The organism is Solimonas aquatica, assembly GCF_900111015.1.
Taxonomy (GTDB): domain Bacteria; phylum Pseudomonadota; class Gammaproteobacteria; order Nevskiales; family Nevskiaceae; genus Solimonas; species Solimonas aquatica.
In genome coordinates this window covers 75,041-88,914 of sequence record NZ_FOFS01000003.1, presented here as the reverse complement: position 1 = coordinate 88,914, position 13,874 = coordinate 75,041, and the positions used below count along the sequence as shown (strand labels likewise).

The 13,874-nt window shown below is 63.2% G+C and carries 11 protein-coding genes and 1 pseudogene; 2 read left to right on the top strand and 10 right to left on the bottom strand.

Annotation, left to right across the window (positions count from 1 at the left end; translation table 11 throughout):
• The first annotated feature begins 2 nt into the window (after positions 1-2).
• Positions 3-836, top strand: coding sequence for an ABC transporter permease (locus tag BMY12_RS04565; RefSeq protein WP_093282669.1), 834 nt, complete (start codon positions 3-5; stop codon positions 834-836).
• Entirely contained in the window at positions 833-1,480 is a 648-nt protein-coding gene (locus tag BMY12_RS04560; RefSeq protein ID WP_093282666.1) for an ABC transporter ATP-binding protein, read from the top strand. Before BMY12_RS04565 ends, BMY12_RS04560 begins: the two co-directional genes overlap by 4 nt.
• Positions 1,481-1,518: 38 nt before the next feature.
• Here the strand turns inward: BMY12_RS04560 and BMY12_RS04555 are convergent, their stop codons facing one another.
• The 10 genes and pseudogenes from BMY12_RS04555 to msbA form a co-directional block, all read right to left on the bottom strand.
• Positions 1,519-2,763 carry a glycosyltransferase family 9 protein gene (locus tag BMY12_RS04555; RefSeq protein WP_093282664.1) on the bottom strand — a complete coding sequence of 415 codons (1,245 nt, stop codon included), beginning with the start codon at positions 2,761-2,763 and terminating at the stop codon, positions 1,519-1,521.
• A gap of 1 nt (position 2,764) precedes the next feature.
• Positions 2,765-3,556: an FkbM family methyltransferase gene (locus tag BMY12_RS04550; RefSeq protein WP_177188839.1), complete on the bottom strand. Its 792-nt coding sequence runs from the start codon at positions 3,554-3,556 to the stop codon at positions 2,765-2,767.
• Between the two features lie 14 nt (positions 3,557-3,570).
• Positions 3,571-5,415, bottom strand: a complete 1,845-nt coding sequence (locus BMY12_RS20960) for a glycosyltransferase family 9 protein (protein WP_218140087.1) — start codon at positions 5,413-5,415, stop codon at positions 3,571-3,573.
• A 35-nt stretch (positions 5,416-5,450) separates the two neighbouring features.
• A pseudogene (locus BMY12_RS04540) lies at positions 5,451-6,903 on the bottom strand (mannose-1-phosphate guanylyltransferase/mannose-6-phosphate isomerase).
• A gap of 33 nt (positions 6,904-6,936) precedes the next feature.
• Positions 6,937-8,550 carry an LTA synthase family protein gene (locus BMY12_RS04535; RefSeq protein ID WP_093282660.1) on the bottom strand — a complete coding sequence of 538 codons (1,614 nt, stop codon included), beginning with the start codon at positions 8,548-8,550 and terminating at the stop codon, positions 6,937-6,939.
• The gene (locus BMY12_RS04530; protein ID WP_093282658.1) at positions 8,547-9,911 is read right to left on the bottom strand and encodes a capsule polysaccharide biogenesis protein; all 1,365 of its coding nucleotides are present in this window, start codon (positions 9,909-9,911) and stop codon (positions 8,547-8,549) included. Before BMY12_RS04530 ends, BMY12_RS04535 begins: the two co-directional genes overlap by 4 nt.
• Before the next feature lie 209 nt (positions 9,912-10,120).
• Positions 10,121-10,891: a 3-deoxy-manno-octulosonate cytidylyltransferase gene (gene kdsB, locus BMY12_RS04525; RefSeq protein WP_093282655.1), complete on the bottom strand. Its 771-nt coding sequence runs from the start codon at positions 10,889-10,891 to the stop codon at positions 10,121-10,123.
• Positions 10,888-11,070, bottom strand: coding sequence for a Trm112 family protein (locus tag BMY12_RS04520; protein WP_093282653.1), 183 nt, complete (start codon positions 11,068-11,070; stop codon positions 10,888-10,890). The genes kdsB and BMY12_RS04520 overlap by 4 nt, the downstream gene beginning before the upstream one ends.
• Positions 11,071-11,077: 7 nt before the next feature.
• Entirely contained in the window at positions 11,078-12,085 is a 1,008-nt protein-coding gene (lpxK, locus tag BMY12_RS04515; protein ID WP_093282650.1) for a tetraacyldisaccharide 4'-kinase, read from the bottom strand.
• Positions 12,082-13,872: a lipid A export permease/ATP-binding protein MsbA gene (gene msbA, locus BMY12_RS04510; protein WP_093282646.1), complete on the bottom strand. Its 1,791-nt coding sequence runs from the start codon at positions 13,870-13,872 to the stop codon at positions 12,082-12,084. Before msbA ends, lpxK begins: the two co-directional genes overlap by 4 nt.
• Positions 13,873-13,874: the final 2 nt, after the last annotated feature.

Genomic DNA, 13,874 nt, shown 5'->3' with positions numbered 1-13,874 from the left:
CCGTGGCCAGCAAGGCTTACTTCTTCAGCAAAGACATACTCGGCGGCCTGCTTTCAGGCGCAGCCTGGCGCGCCGCTCACCTGCGCATGATCGTGGTCGGCGCCCTAATGCTGCGTGAGGTGCACACCCGCTACGGACGCGACAACCTCGGCTTTCTCTGGCTGATTGCCGAACCCATGCTTTTCTGCCTCGGGGTCGTCGCCGTCTGGTCCGCCACCAAACCTCCGCACGAGCACGGCATCCCGGTTCTGGCTTTTGTGATGACCGGCTACATTCCCTTCTTCCTGTGGCGGCATTGCGTGTTCCGCTCGGTTCTGTGCTTTCGCGCCAATGGCAGTCTGCTTTATCACCGGCAGGTCGGGATCATGGACTTTCTCGTGGCCAGAATCCTGCTGGAGATTTATGGCTCTATCGTCACCTTCGCACTCATCGCCTTTGTCTTCGGCCTGGCGGATATGTATACAGTCCCTGAAGACCTCGGTCTTTTTTTTCTGGGCTGGACGCTGATGATCCTGTACAGCGCAGGATTGGCCATCATTCTGGCCTGCCTGAGCGAGATGTATGACTGGGTGGAGAAACTGGTCGCGCCGAGCACCTATCTCATCATGCCCATCTCCGGGGCATTCTTCATGGTCGACTGGCTGCCGTACTGGCTGCAGAAGTACGCGCTGCTGGTGCCATCGGTCAACGCCTATGAAATTCTTCGGGCCGGGCAGTTCGGCAGCGGTGTGCGTGTGCACTACGATCTCTATTACACGCTGTTTGTCTGCCTGCTTCTCATCACCATCGGCCTGGTCTTGACCCGGTCGGTACGAAGACATGTAGAAGTGGAATGATTCGCCTGCAGAACGTTTTCAAGTCGTATCGCGTGCACGGCGAAACCAAGCTGGTACTCAACGACATCAGCCTGGAAGTTGCGCGCGGCCACAAGCTCGCCTTGATGGGACGCAACGGCGCGGGAAAATCCACCTTGATCCGCTTGATCGGCGGCGTGGAACTTCCCACATCGGGAAAAATAGACCTTCGCATGCGGGTGTCCTGGCCTCTGGGTTTCACCGGCGCGTTCCAGGGCAGCCTGACCGGCTACGACAACATGCGTTTCATTTCACGCATCTATCGTCGTGACTTCAACACCCTTGCCAAAACAGTGGAGGACTTTGCCGAACTGGGTGAAGCCCTGCGCAAGCCGGTGAAGACCTATTCATCCGGCATGCGCGCACGCTTGGCTTTCGCTCTGTCAATTGCCATCGACTTCGACTGCTACCTGATCGACGAAGTCATTCTGGTTGGCGACCAGCGTTTTCATGAGCGCTGCCGGCAGCATCTGTTCGACCGGCAAGCCGGACGCGCCCTGATCATCGCCTCGCATGACACCGGCCTGTTGACGCAGATCTGCGACTCGGCGCTGGTTCTGGAGGGCGGGCGGGCGCGGCATTTCACGAATGTCGCGGAAGCCGCAGAGAACTACCGGGCTTTGTAATCAGAAAAGGCAGCGGCGCGACGTCAAGGACCGGCACTTCAAGTGCCAGCTTCGGCAGTATCACGCTGCGTTGAAGGACCTTCACTCGCGTTTGAATCGTTTTCCTCTAATTCATCCAGTGCTTGCAGGATTTGCTCCGCAACCACTTCGGGGGCCAGACGGTCCAGACAGACCGGCGTCTCATACTCCCGGGGACACGCTTCCATCCAGTTGCGTGTCGACCACCAGCATCCCCCACAAAACCCCGAATCCAGGTTGATATTGCCTTCATAGGAAAAATACGGCTTGGATGTCGGCCCAAACAGGACCAGCGCCCGGCGCCCGAGGCTGGCAGCGACATGCACCAGCCCGCCTTCGTTATCAACGTGCAGCATCCCGTACTTGATCAGCGCGGCCGCCTGCGCAAGTGAGGTTTTACCGATCAGATTGACGTCAACGCCCCTGATGAGTTCGCTGGTTTTGCCACCGACCTGCACAATGCCGACGTCTGGCCGCTGCCGCTTGACGATATCCAGCACGCGAACCCAACTGCTCTGTGGATAGCATTTTGTGGCCCGATGTCCTCGCACCTTGAATGCGGCATCAAAACCGTTGCTGACCGTGATCCAGGACGAGAAGCGGTCCTTCACCGTATTCGCAACCGACTCATCAATGCGCAAGGCCAGCAGATGCCCACCGTAGTTCAGGCCGAACAGGCGATGCAGCAGGCTGTAGCGGTTCTCTCCCAGCACCACCGCTCGGTGCGCCATTGCGCCGTCGAGATACGGATGACTCTGGATGTAAGGCTCCCATGGACCACGATTCTTTCCCAGAGTCTCCAGCAGCTGCAGCAACTGCGGCAGCCGCTGCTTGATTCGCGCGTACTTCACGTGCTCCGCGTAATAAAACGCCATCTGATTGATGACCAGGGCGCAGTCGTAGCCGGGAAGGGCGTGATGAAAGAACATCTCGCTGTAGATGCCCTTGATTTGGGACACCGGCTCAAATGCCCACGCAGCCGGCGCTGCTGTCGGCACAAACAGTTCAATTTTGATGCGACTCGATATCGCGCACAGATCACGCAGTAGCCGCGCGACAATCAGGAAGTCGCCCAGACCGCCCGTGACACATACCGCCACAGTGACATCACCGGTATCTTCGGCCAATGGCTCTACAGGCATTTTTCGTCCAGGCTTCAAGACAGACGGCAATCTGCCCTGCCAACTCAGCAAACTATACAGAACCACCTTCCGGGTCTTTCTGTAGCGGCGATAGATACGGGACCACCAGCGCGTGCCGCTCATGTCACGATACTCTTCCAGTAACCGCGAAGCGGTACTGGCTGCTCACGAAGAACCAGTTGCCCCGGTTTCGGAACACCGGCTCATATCCCTTCCTCTGTAGAAATTCCGATATCTCTCTTTCTTTTTCGGCGCGGCCTTCACCGCAGATTTCGGCACAGATCAGCTTTGGTGCCCACCGATCATAAGTGATGCTCTTGAGTATCCGGTACTCCAGCCCCTCCACGTCGATACTCATGAAGTCGGGAAACACGCCTCCGCAGTGCTTTTCGATGATCTGATCGACTGTCACCACTTCGATGGGAATCTCCAGCTCGATGCGAAACGCCGGATTTTCCCTCACGAACTGCTCGGCGCTGGCCTTGACGAAAGTATTTCGCCCCGACCACTTGTCGATCATGTAGAAAGTCATACTTCCCGGCTGGTCGCTGACGCCGCAGTTCAGGTTGACGTCGTCTGGCCTGAGCTGATGGAACGCTTCGATCAGATTGGGATTGGCCTCGACGTTGACCCCTCGCGATCCTCGCTTATACAGAAGGGCCGTGTTGCTGATGTTGACCGGATGATGCGCACCAATGTCGATGTAGCTGGGACGTTCGATCTCCATGGCGTCAAAGATATTCAGGATGATCAGGTCATCGCCGTGTTGTGCATATGTCGAAGGCCCATAGACTTGGTCGGGATGGCCAGCGTACGCCTCGGCAGCGGCTCTGCTGCCACTGTCTTCCCTGCCAGACTCCAGCAGTCGATCAACCTTGAACTCGATGTGAATCAGCCTCTCAATGGCTTCAGACATCTGTTTGCTGCTCTTTAGCATGACTCATCGCTCACATTTTTTTGATGACCATCACTTGCCCTAGGGTACATCGCCTCGAGCGCCGCTAATCCCTGGTGAATCTGGCCGGCGTCCATGCTGTCCAAGCAGACGCTCGACCATTGATCAAAAACCTGACATCGAATGTGTTCATTCCTCCAGCATGGTGAACATGGAAAACGATCTTTCATCTGTACGACGACCTTGCGTGACAAATGCCGGGCGAATGCGGCGGCATCGGTGGGCCCGAACAAGGCCAGCGCCGGCTTGTCCAGTGCCGCTGCAAGATGCAGCAGGAAGGAGTCGACGGTCACGATGTAGTCGCAGGCGCTGGCCGCGGCGATGACGTCTTCATAGGGCTCGGCAAACAGGCCCATAAAGCGCGCATCTACCGGCAGCTCGCGAACCTGATCGCAGAACACGATGAAGCGGTAGTCGCCTTCCATCGCCGACAGGATCGCCGGCAGCTGCGGCACGCTCTTGTAGTGGTCACGACTGAAAGCTTGAACACCGACGACGGTCGTCTTGCCCTTGCCCGCCCAGGCCTGCCGCCGCTGGCGCGCGCGATGTTCTTGCGCAGGGCTCAGCGCCAGAAGCGGCCGCAGCCCCTGTTCCCGCAGCTGTTGCGCAGACAGGCCCAAGGCATAGGCAAAGGTTTCGACGCGACTCTGCCGTACCTGCGGTATGGTCCTTCGTTCATATGCGGTGGCGGGGCATTCCGAAAAATTGAAGCAGCGGTCGAAGTGTGATGGCTCAATGCTTGAACCAATATCGAGCAGGCGAATACCCGGTACGCCCCGCAGGAACGGGAAGTAGCTCGGCAGCGTGGCAAACGAGATTTCTGCCTCAAACACTCTGGCCGCCGCGGCAAGCCCCGGCGTCATGGTCAGGATGTCGCCAATGCCACCCATGGCGCGGGTCACCAGAATTCTCCGCCGAGGCGAGGCAGCCTCGATGCGATGCCCTCGCGCGGCCGCTGAAGAGCGCACCGCAAGCTCGCTGGCAGGCGCCCTGCCGGAGGTGGCACGAAGCAGCAGCACCGCACTCGCGGAAATCAGCGCTGCCAGGCATCGGTAGAACTGCATGCGCAGCCGCCGGCGTGCGGTCTTGCGCAGAAACACGATGCCCTTGGATCTTGCCCGCTGCATCGCTCTGGCAAGCCAAAACAGCAAGGCACCGCGCCGATCATCAGTCAGGTGATTGCGGTCCAGCGCAGCGATGGCCGGTGCCAATTCGGCAAACAGCTCCTGGATGCGCGCCGGATCGCGGGCCGCCAGCAAGTAGAGCCGTGTGAGCGCCAGCTCATCCAGCTTGCGGGTGTGGCCAAGCGCCAGGGCCGCCTGGGTATCGAGAATCAGCAGCCGACGCGAAATTTCGCCGCCATCGCGAAGCACCACATTCGCGCTCAGCAGGGCTTGCGACAGCAGCGCCACCTCCGACCATCGCCCGCACAGCAGTGATATCTCAATGTGCAGTAGCTGGAGGTGTGCTTGAGACGGATGCTGCCCTGCCCTGCCGACCAGGGCCCCGAGCCTGTCGCACAAGCGCAGCAGCTCGCGCGAAACCGGTGTTGCGGGCCGCGACTCGCTCAGCTGCAAGGCAGGCAGCAAGCTGGAAAGTTCTGCGATCAGTCGCCTCGCTGCGGTCGCAGCATCTTCGCCATCGCTGCCATAGACCTGCTCCAGCCGATCAAGCCTGGCATGGCCCAGATCCGACAGTGTCGACAGATTGTCATCGGCCGCATGCCGCGCACGCGGTGCATTTACGGTGTAGGACTCGCCGGAACCGGACCAAGCTTCTTCAGGCGAAGCCTCAATTCTGCGGATTCTGGACGACTTCATCGCTTCAGCATCAGTGAACGCCCGGCGGCACCGGTTCAGGCCAGACGCCCGTAGAGATCACCGAAGCGCACGATGTCATCCTCGCCCAGATAGCTGCCACTCTGAACTTCGACGATGACGGCGTCCTCCTCTCCCGGATTTTCCAGACGATGGCGGTGCCCGGCCGGTATATAGCTCGACTCATTGGCACGAACGTGGACCGTCTTTTCACCATTGGTGACCGTGGCCACACCGCTGACGACGACCCAGTGTTCGCTGCGGTGGCGATGCATCTGCAAGCTGAGACTGGCCTGTGGTTTGACCACGATCAGCTTGATCTTGAAGCCGGGGCCTTCCTGAAGAACTGTGTAGCTCCCCCCAGGGGCGATATGCCGTGCGGCGCCTGCGATGCGCTTCGTGATCGTCGGCCTTGAGCCTTTCGTACAATACCCTCACGTCCAGCGCGTGTGCCCGGTCTGCCACCAGCACAGCATCAGCCGTGTCGACAATCATCAGGTTATCCAGACCCAGCCCGCTCGCCAGGCGATCCGGACTGCGCACATAACAGTTGCGGCTGTCGTGCATCAAGGCGCGACCTTCAATGCGATTGTTCTGACTATCGGCATCAACCAGTTCCCCGATGGCCTCCCACGAGCCGACATCACTCCAGCCAAGCTCACAAGGCACCACCGCCAGAGCGCCGTAGGTTCCGGAGCCGGTCGCCTCGGCACGGGATGCCGGTTCCAGCAAGGCGTAATCGAACGAGCGTGAGGGCACCGCCGAAAATGCGTCGGCGGGCAGTTCCAACTGCCGGAAATCGACGCCCTCGGCGCTTTGACCGCGCCGCACGCAGTCGCGCACCGCTGTCAGCACATCCGGACAATGCCGCGTCATTTCCCGCAGCACTGCGGCGGCTGCAAAGCAAAACATGCCGGCGTTCCACAGAAACTTGCCGCTCGCCAGATAGTCCCGCGCAAATTGCGCGGAAGGCTTTTCGACGAAGCGGCGTACCTGCCGGTTTTCCGCTTCGATATAGCCGAATCCAGTTTCCGGACTGTGGGGCCGGATACCGAAGGTCACCAGCTTGCCTGTGATCGCCAGTTGCTGAGCTTCGCGGACCGCCGCCTGGAATGCACCTTCATCGTCGATCAAATGATCTGCCGCCAGCACTAGAAGCAAGGCGTCCTCGCCGTGCACCCGTGACACCTCCAGTGCTGCAGCGGCCACCGCCGCAGCGGTATTGCGGGCATAAGGTTCGAGTATGTACGCCGTTGCCAGGCCCGTCCGATTCACCTCGCGAAATTCATCCTGCGTCTTGAAGAACAGCTCGCGATTGGTGACGGTAAGGATCTCCTGCACCTGCGGTAGACCGCTGGCACGCAGAAAGGCCTTCTGCAGGAGGCTCTGGCCGTCGGCCATGCGGATGAAGGGCTTGGGGTGTAGCTCGCGCGAGACCGGCCACAGGCGCGAGCCAGCGCCGCCGCAGAGGATAGTGGGAACTAAGCGCACGCCGCGTCTCTCTGGCTCATCGCGATAGATGCCCTAAGCTTGCACACCACGTACGGCGCCGGCAAGCATCGCTTCCGTCGTCCACTCCTGCCGCATGCGCGCCGGCAGCAAACCAGCCCAAGCTTGGAACACGGCTTCGTGCAGTTCATGAGCCTCGATGTCACGTCGCGGGCTCTCGCGCTGCGCATCGTGGTAGATGAGGTAATCACTGCGCAGATCACGCATCCCCAGCAATTCGAAAGCCTGGCCAAAAGCCGGCAGATGATCGCCGTAAAAGCCCAGCACGCCGGGCACCGGGCTGCCGTCGATTCCCGCGCTCAGGGTGGCAAGCAGCTCATCGGCATGGCGAAGGCTGCGCAGATAGCGCGCCAGGCTGCGGCGTGTGGCCAGCGGCAGATCCGGTGCGAAGTCCAGGGCTTCCAGTCCCGTCTGATCCATCGCCGGCCAGGGCCCGTGATTCTCCATGGTGATGATGAAGAGAAACACATAAGGCCCTTCATCCTCCAGGATCTGCATGGCACGCCGCGCGATGGCACGGTCGGAGACAAAGCCATTGACGCGTTCGGCACCGGCAAAGGCTTCCTCGCCAATGAAGGTGTCAAAACCCAGATTCGGCAGCACCCGGTCACGGCCGTAGAAGCGTCGGTCGAAGGGATGCAGGCAGATGGTGCGATGCCCCAGCGCCCGCATGCGCCAGGCCAGGGAGTTGATCGGCGCACGCGCAAAGCGGTGATAGGGATTGAAGCGGTCATAGCCCAGCGCTGAGGGTGCCAGGCCGGTGAGCACGCCGAATTCGGTGCGCACGGTGTTGGCGCCCCAGCTGGGTACGCTGAGGCGGCCGTGTTGCGCGCCGCCGGCCCGCAGGCGGTCCCAGGCCGGCAGCAGCTGTGCATCCACCGCCGGATGCAGGCGTCGCGCGTCGAAGAACGATTCCGCCTGCACCAGCACCAGGGGCCCGGCTTCCGGCCGCGCCGGCCGCAGGCGCGTGGGCACGCTCACCGGAGGCTGTTGCGCCTGCCGTGCACGGCGTTCGACGCGCGCCATGAAGGCGTAGGTCAGCAACAGCCCCAGGCTGCCAAAACCTTGCCTGTCGGCCTGCAGCTCGCCAGCCAGACCGGCGCGACGGAGCAGTGCGACAACCGGCGCGCGCAGTGGCGCCAGCAGCAGCATGACCACGACCGGCGGCAGCGCCAGAACCAGCAGCAGCTGCAGCCAGGACCGCGGCCACATTGGCGGCTCCAGCACAAACCAGATCGCGAAGAAGGCGAGGCCTGCCGTCACGCCCAGCAGAATCGGGAGCAGCCGTGGAAACGGCAGGGCCAGCTGCGGATGGCGGAAGATGTCCAGGGCCTGGAACACATCGGTATACACGATGGGTTCGGCCAGCACGCTTTGTTTGGCGCAGTCGGCGTACCGATAAGCGGCGCCGAGCAACAGCGTCGTCACGCCGGAGAACAGGGGACGCGCGCTGAGCGCCAGCAGCAGCATCAGACTCAGCAAGGGCAGGAGCAATTCCAGTATCAGCGCCAGCGGGTGACGCCAGATCGGCGCGGCGGAGCGAGCGGTGAACAGGCAGGCGCCTGCCGCCAGCGCCGTGCCGCCCAAGGCCTGCAGCCCCCCGGCGAAGGCCCAGTCCGGCGGACTCACGTGCCGGTCCGCAGTATTCCCAGCAGATCGTCCGTGCCAAACGGCGCGGGCTCGGCAGCCGCGTTGGCCTGCGTGGCCAGATTGAGCTGCGGACCATACAGCGAGGGTGCGTAAGGCGAATTGAGCTTGGCGGCAGCCGCCGCCACCGCCAGGCGTCGGCCCTTAAAGCAGAAGAAGCTGCCATTGAGCTGGGTCGCCTGCCCCACCACCTGGCGAAACGCGGCAAAGGTTTCGCTGTCCGGTGCCTGCGGCTGGGGCCAGAAATCGTCGAGCTGCCGCTGATCGCTGAGCTGGGGCATGTCGTAGATGGCCTCGCCCAGGGTCTTCACCGGCACACCCATCGCCAGTGCCTGGATGCCCACGGTGCTGTTCACGGTCACCATGCCACGCGCTTTCTGGATCAGATCCATGGGCGTGCCGCATTCCAGATAAATGATGCGCTGGCTCACCCCGGCGCGCTGCGCGGCCGCTTGCGTGACTTCGCGCTGATTCACCACGCCGGTGTCCAGGGGATGTTCGCTGACCACCAGCATCGCCTCGGCCGGGGCGCAACGTGCAAAGGAAGCGATCACCTGTTCGATGGCCGGCGCCATGCTGCCGAACGAGGAATGGAAGCGGATCTGCGAATCCGCTTCCAGCTGCAGCGGAAAGAGAAAATACGGCTGCTGCAACTCGCGCACCCGCTGCGCCATTCGCGCCGAACGCTTGCGCGCCAGCGGCCGTAACAGGAAGCGCCTGGCGCCGGCCTTGTATTCCGCCGCCGCCGGCCAGGGCCGATGCGTGCGGAAGTGTGGATAGCGCCAGCGGTACAGCAGCACGCCGATGTTGTGGGCGATATCCCAGATGGCGCGGCTGAAAAAACTGCGCGGCACCGGCCGGCCCTCATCCCAGGCCGGCAGGCTGGAAGCGGCATCACGAAACCACAAGGGACTCTTGGGCAGCGAGGAATGACGGTTGACGCCGCCCAGTTCCATGGTGATCCAGTTGGGCCGCAGATAGCCTTCCTCGAACACGTGCACGGCGATGCCGCGGCCACGCGCCTGACGGATCGCTTCGCGATGCAGCGGCCGGCAGTCGCCAAACAGCACGATGTCGCTGATCTGCCACTCGTCCAGCCGTTCGGCCAGAAAAGCCGGCCAGACCGAGCCCGGAGACGTGAAGCTCACCGCACCCGGCAGACGCCAGATCAGACGGTCGCCACCATTGAAATTGATTCGGTGAACCTGGTGGCCCAAGGCCAGCATGGCCTGCGCCAGCTCGCCGAAAAACGGCCCGATCGGTCCCTGCAGGAACAGATACCGGCGCCGTTCGGCAGGCGCAGTGATCTGCGCTATGGCAGCGTCGCGTATACCCAAAGCCATTAAGGCGATTCCCCTGAAGAGCGATGATCCGCGACCTCGGCACACCGCCGCCCCCCAGGCGGACAGTGCGGTGCTTCGGTTGGCATCAGGAACGCGGATGTCATCATCAGTATGACCGACGCAAGAAGTGTGCAACCGAGCGCCCTGTCACAAGCTCTGGCTGCATGCGTGGATTGAAACCGCGCGCCTGAGCACGCCCCAGCGCGACTTTAAGAGCCACCCAGCAAGCGTGCAACCGCCTGCAGATCTTCTTCCGTATCGATGCCGCGTGGCGGCGGCCTGTCCACCATACCCATGCGAATGCGCAGGCCGTGGGTCAGCGCGCGCAGTTGTTCGAGCGCCTCGCAGTCTTCCAGCGGCGCCGGCGGCAGCGCGCTGAACTCGGCCAGCGCCGAGACACGGTAGGCGTACAGACCGATGTGGCGGTAGGCCAGGCCCTGCGGCAGCTGAGGGTGCTCGCGTGTCGCGCCATCGCGACGCCAGGGGATCGGCGCGCGCGAGAAATAGAGCGCATAGCCACGCCGGTCCATGACCAGCTTGACCACGTTGGGATTGAGCCATTCCTCCAGACTGTGCACTTCATGACACAGCGAGGCGATATCGGCCTGCGGATCCTCGGCCAGCAGACTGGCGGCCTGACGCAGCACCGCCGGCGGCATCAGGGGTTCATCGCCCTGCAGATTGACCACGATGGTGGAAGCCGCCCAGCCGGCCTCGCGCGCAATCTGGTTGGCGCGATCGGTCCCGGAGTTGTGCGTGGTGGCCGTGAGCCGTACATCGGCGCCGAAGGCGCGACAGGCCTGCAGCACTTCATCGGAATCGGTGGCGATCACCACCTCTTCGGCACCGGCGCGACGCGCCGACTCCCAGACATGCTGCACCACGCTCTTGCCGGCGATCTCGCGCAGCACCTTGCGCGGCAGGCGCGTGGAGCCCAGGCGCGCGGGGATGACGATCTTGAAGGCCGGCGTGGCGCTCACTGCTGCAGTTCCTCGTCGCTGAGCGTGCGCGCCTCGTCCTCCAGCATCACCGGCACACCATCGCGCACCGGATAGGCCAGACGGGAGGCACGGCACCACAGCTCCTGGCGCTCGGCGTGCCATTCCAGCGGCGCCTTGGTGACCGGGCAGACCAGGATTTCCAGCAGACGTTTGTCCATCGTGAGTTCAGGCTTTCGCAAAACGGGACAGGCATTCTCGCATACGCGCATCAAAAGCCGCGTCCAGTCTGGCGCTGACCGGCACACTCCAGAGGCGCGCATCGGCAAAGGCGCGGCATTTCACGGCGTCCTTCTCGGTCATCAGCACCGGCGCATCGTCCGCAAATGCCAGATCCTCAGGCCGGAAGCGATGATGGTCGGCAAAAGCATGCTCCTGCAGCTGCAAGCCCTGCGCACGCAGCGCCGCGAAGAAGCGCGGCGGATGCCCGATACCGGCCACCGCATGCACGCGCCGCCCGGCAAACTCGTGCAGCGCACGCGGAGCACCACCGGCCAGCGGTCGCGCCTCGCCAAGCGCCAGCTGCATGTCGAACAGCTGCGCGCCGGGCAACAGCCCCGGCTCGCGCCAATGTCCGCCATTGACCACCACCAGGTCCAGCTCGCGCAGACGCGAGGGTGGCTCACGCAGGGGGCCTGATGGCAGCAGGGCGCGATTGCCCAGGCCGCGCGCGCCATCCACCACGCCAATCTCGATATCGCGCGCCAGGTGGTAATGCTGCAGACCATCGTCGGCGATGAGGATGTCCACCGCGCCACTGTCGATCAGCTGTCGCGCCGCCGCGACACGATCCGGTGCCACCATCAGCGGTACATCGCAGCGCTGCACAATCAGCAAGGGCTCGTCACCGCAGTGCGCGGCATCGCTGTCGGCACGCACCGCGTAGGGATAGTGCGGCGCGCGCGCGCCGTAACCGCGGCTCACCACGCCCGGCCGCCAGCCCCAGGCGCGCAGACGCTCCACCAGCGCAATCACCAGCGGCGTCTTGCCGGTGCCGCCGACGCTGATATTGCCGACCACGATCACCGGCAGCGGCAGGCGCGGCGCCCGTGCCTGCAGACGCGCACGACGGCGCTGCGCGATCCGGCCATACACCGCCGCCAGCAGCTGCAGCCAGGCAATCGGCGTCTGGCCGTACCAGCGCCGCTGCAGCCAGGCGCTGCCGGGCAGGCTCATGCCGCCGGCTCGTCCTTGAACTGCATGCGGTACAGCGCGGCGTAGACGCCGTCCTGCGCCAACAGCTGATCGTGCGTACCGCGCTCGACGATGCGGCCCTCGTCCATCACCACGATCAGATCGGCGTTCTGGACGGTGGACAGGCGATGCGCAATCACCAGCGTGGTCCGGCCCTGCGCCAGTTCATCCACGGCGGCCTGGATCACGCGCTCCGACTCGGTGTCCAGCGCCGAAGTGGCCTCGTCGAGAATCAGGATCGGCGCGTCCTTGAGCAGGGCCCGCGCGATGGCCAGACGCTGACGCTGACCGCCGGACAGGCGCGCGCCGTTCTGCCCCACTTCGGCGGCCATGCCCCGGTCGAGACGCTCGATGAACTCCATGGCATGCGCGCGCCGCGCCGCATCCTCGATGCGCGCGGCGTCCGGCGCCGGCTGCACGCCGTAGGCGATGTTCTCGGCTACGGTCTTGTTGAACAGACGCAGCTGCTGATCCACCAGGGAAAACTGCGCGCGCAGATCATGCAGGCGGTACTCGGCCAGCGGATGGCCGTCCAGCAGGATCTCGCCCTGGCTCAGATCGTAGAAACGCGGCAGCAGCGCGAGCAAGGTGGACTTGCCGCTGCCCGACTTGCCGACGAAGGCCACGCGCTGGCCCGGCTCGATCTTCAGGTCGATGCCGCGCAGCGCTGCGCGCTCCTGTCCGGGATAGGTGAAATGCACGGCACGGAATTCGATGGCGCCGCGCGCGCGACTCAGGCTGCGCTGGCCTTCATCCGCTTCGGCCTGCTCATCCAGCAGCTTGAACAGCTCCATGCCGGCGGTGATGCCACGCTGCAGCTTCTCGTTGACACCGCCCATGTTCTTGAACGGATTGAGCAGCGAGAGCATGGCCAGCATGAAAGCCGCGAAGGTGCCCGGCGTCATCACCTCCAGCATATGCGGCTGGGTGGCGAAGTAGACGATGGCGGCCACGGCCCAGGCGGCGATGAACTGGATCAGCGCCACGCTGCTGGCGCGCGTCGCCACGATCTTCATGCTCAACCAGCGATTGGCCTCGTTGACGCGTTCGAACTGCTCGCTCTCATACGCCTGGCTGTTGTAGATCTTCACCACACGCTGGCCGAGCACGGCTTCGTCCACCGCCTCGGTCACGCCGGTGATGCTGTCCTGGATACGCTTGCTGATGCGCCGGAAGCGGCCCGTGACATAGCGGATGATCAGCGCGATGGGTGGCGCCACCACAAACACGAACGCGCTCAGCTGCCAGTTCAGATAGAACATGTAGCTGATGTAGAAGATGATCGACAGCGAGTCCTTCAGGGTGCTGGTCAGCACCGTGGTGGTGGCATCGGCGATCTGCTCCACGAAGTAGGTCAGCTGCGAGACCATCTGCGAGGAATTGATGCGGTCGAAATAGCGCGCCGGCAGCTTCATCAGCTTTTCGAACACCCGCTGGCGCATGTCCTTGACCACGCGCCGCGCCACATAGGCCATGCCGTAGGTGGAGATGAAGAAGGACAGGCCGCGCAGGATGAACAGGCCGATGATGTAGACCGGAATCAGGCGGATGTAGGTCTGGTTCTGCTCCACGAAGGCGCGATCCAGCAGCGGCTTGATCAGCGCCGCGAAGGCGGTGTCCACGCCGGCGAAGGCCACGGTCGCCAGCATCGACACCAGCATGATCGGCCAGTGCGGCAGGGAGTAAGCGAGCAGGCGCCGATACGTGGGCCAGGCGCCTTGTTCGGCCGGCGCGCTGGCGGCGGGGCTGGGAGAAACCGGTTTTGTCATGA

Bases quoted from the DNA above. Each gene is read 5' to 3' on its own strand.
- BMY12_RS04560 (WP_093282666.1), top strand. From the start codon at position 833: ATGATTCGCCTGCAGAACGTTTTCAAGTCGTATCGCGTGCACGGCGAA.
- BMY12_RS04555 (WP_093282664.1), bottom strand. From the start codon at position 2,763: ATGAGCGGCACGCGCTGGTGGTCCCGTATCTATCGCCGCTACAGAAAG.
- BMY12_RS04550 (WP_177188839.1), bottom strand. From the start codon at position 3,556: ATGTCTGAAGCCATTGAGAGGCTGATTCACATCGAGTTCAAGGTTGAT.
- BMY12_RS20960 (WP_218140087.1), bottom strand. From the start codon at position 5,415: ATGAAGTCGTCCAGAATCCGCAGAATTGAGGCTTCGCCTGAAGAAGCT.
- BMY12_RS04530 (WP_093282658.1), bottom strand. From the start codon at position 9,911: ATGGCTTTGGGTATACGCGACGCTGCCATAGCGCAGATCACTGCGCCT.
- BMY12_RS04520 (WP_093282653.1), bottom strand. From the start codon at position 11,070: ATGGACAAACGTCTGCTGGAAATCCTGGTCTGCCCGGTCACCAAGGCG.
- lpxK (WP_093282650.1), bottom strand. From the start codon at position 12,085: ATGAGCCTGCCCGGCAGCGCCTGGCTGCAGCGGCGCTGGTACGGCCAG.
- msbA (WP_093282646.1), bottom strand. From the start codon at position 13,872: ATGACAAAACCGGTTTCTCCCAGCCCCGCCGCCAGCGCGCCGGCCGAA.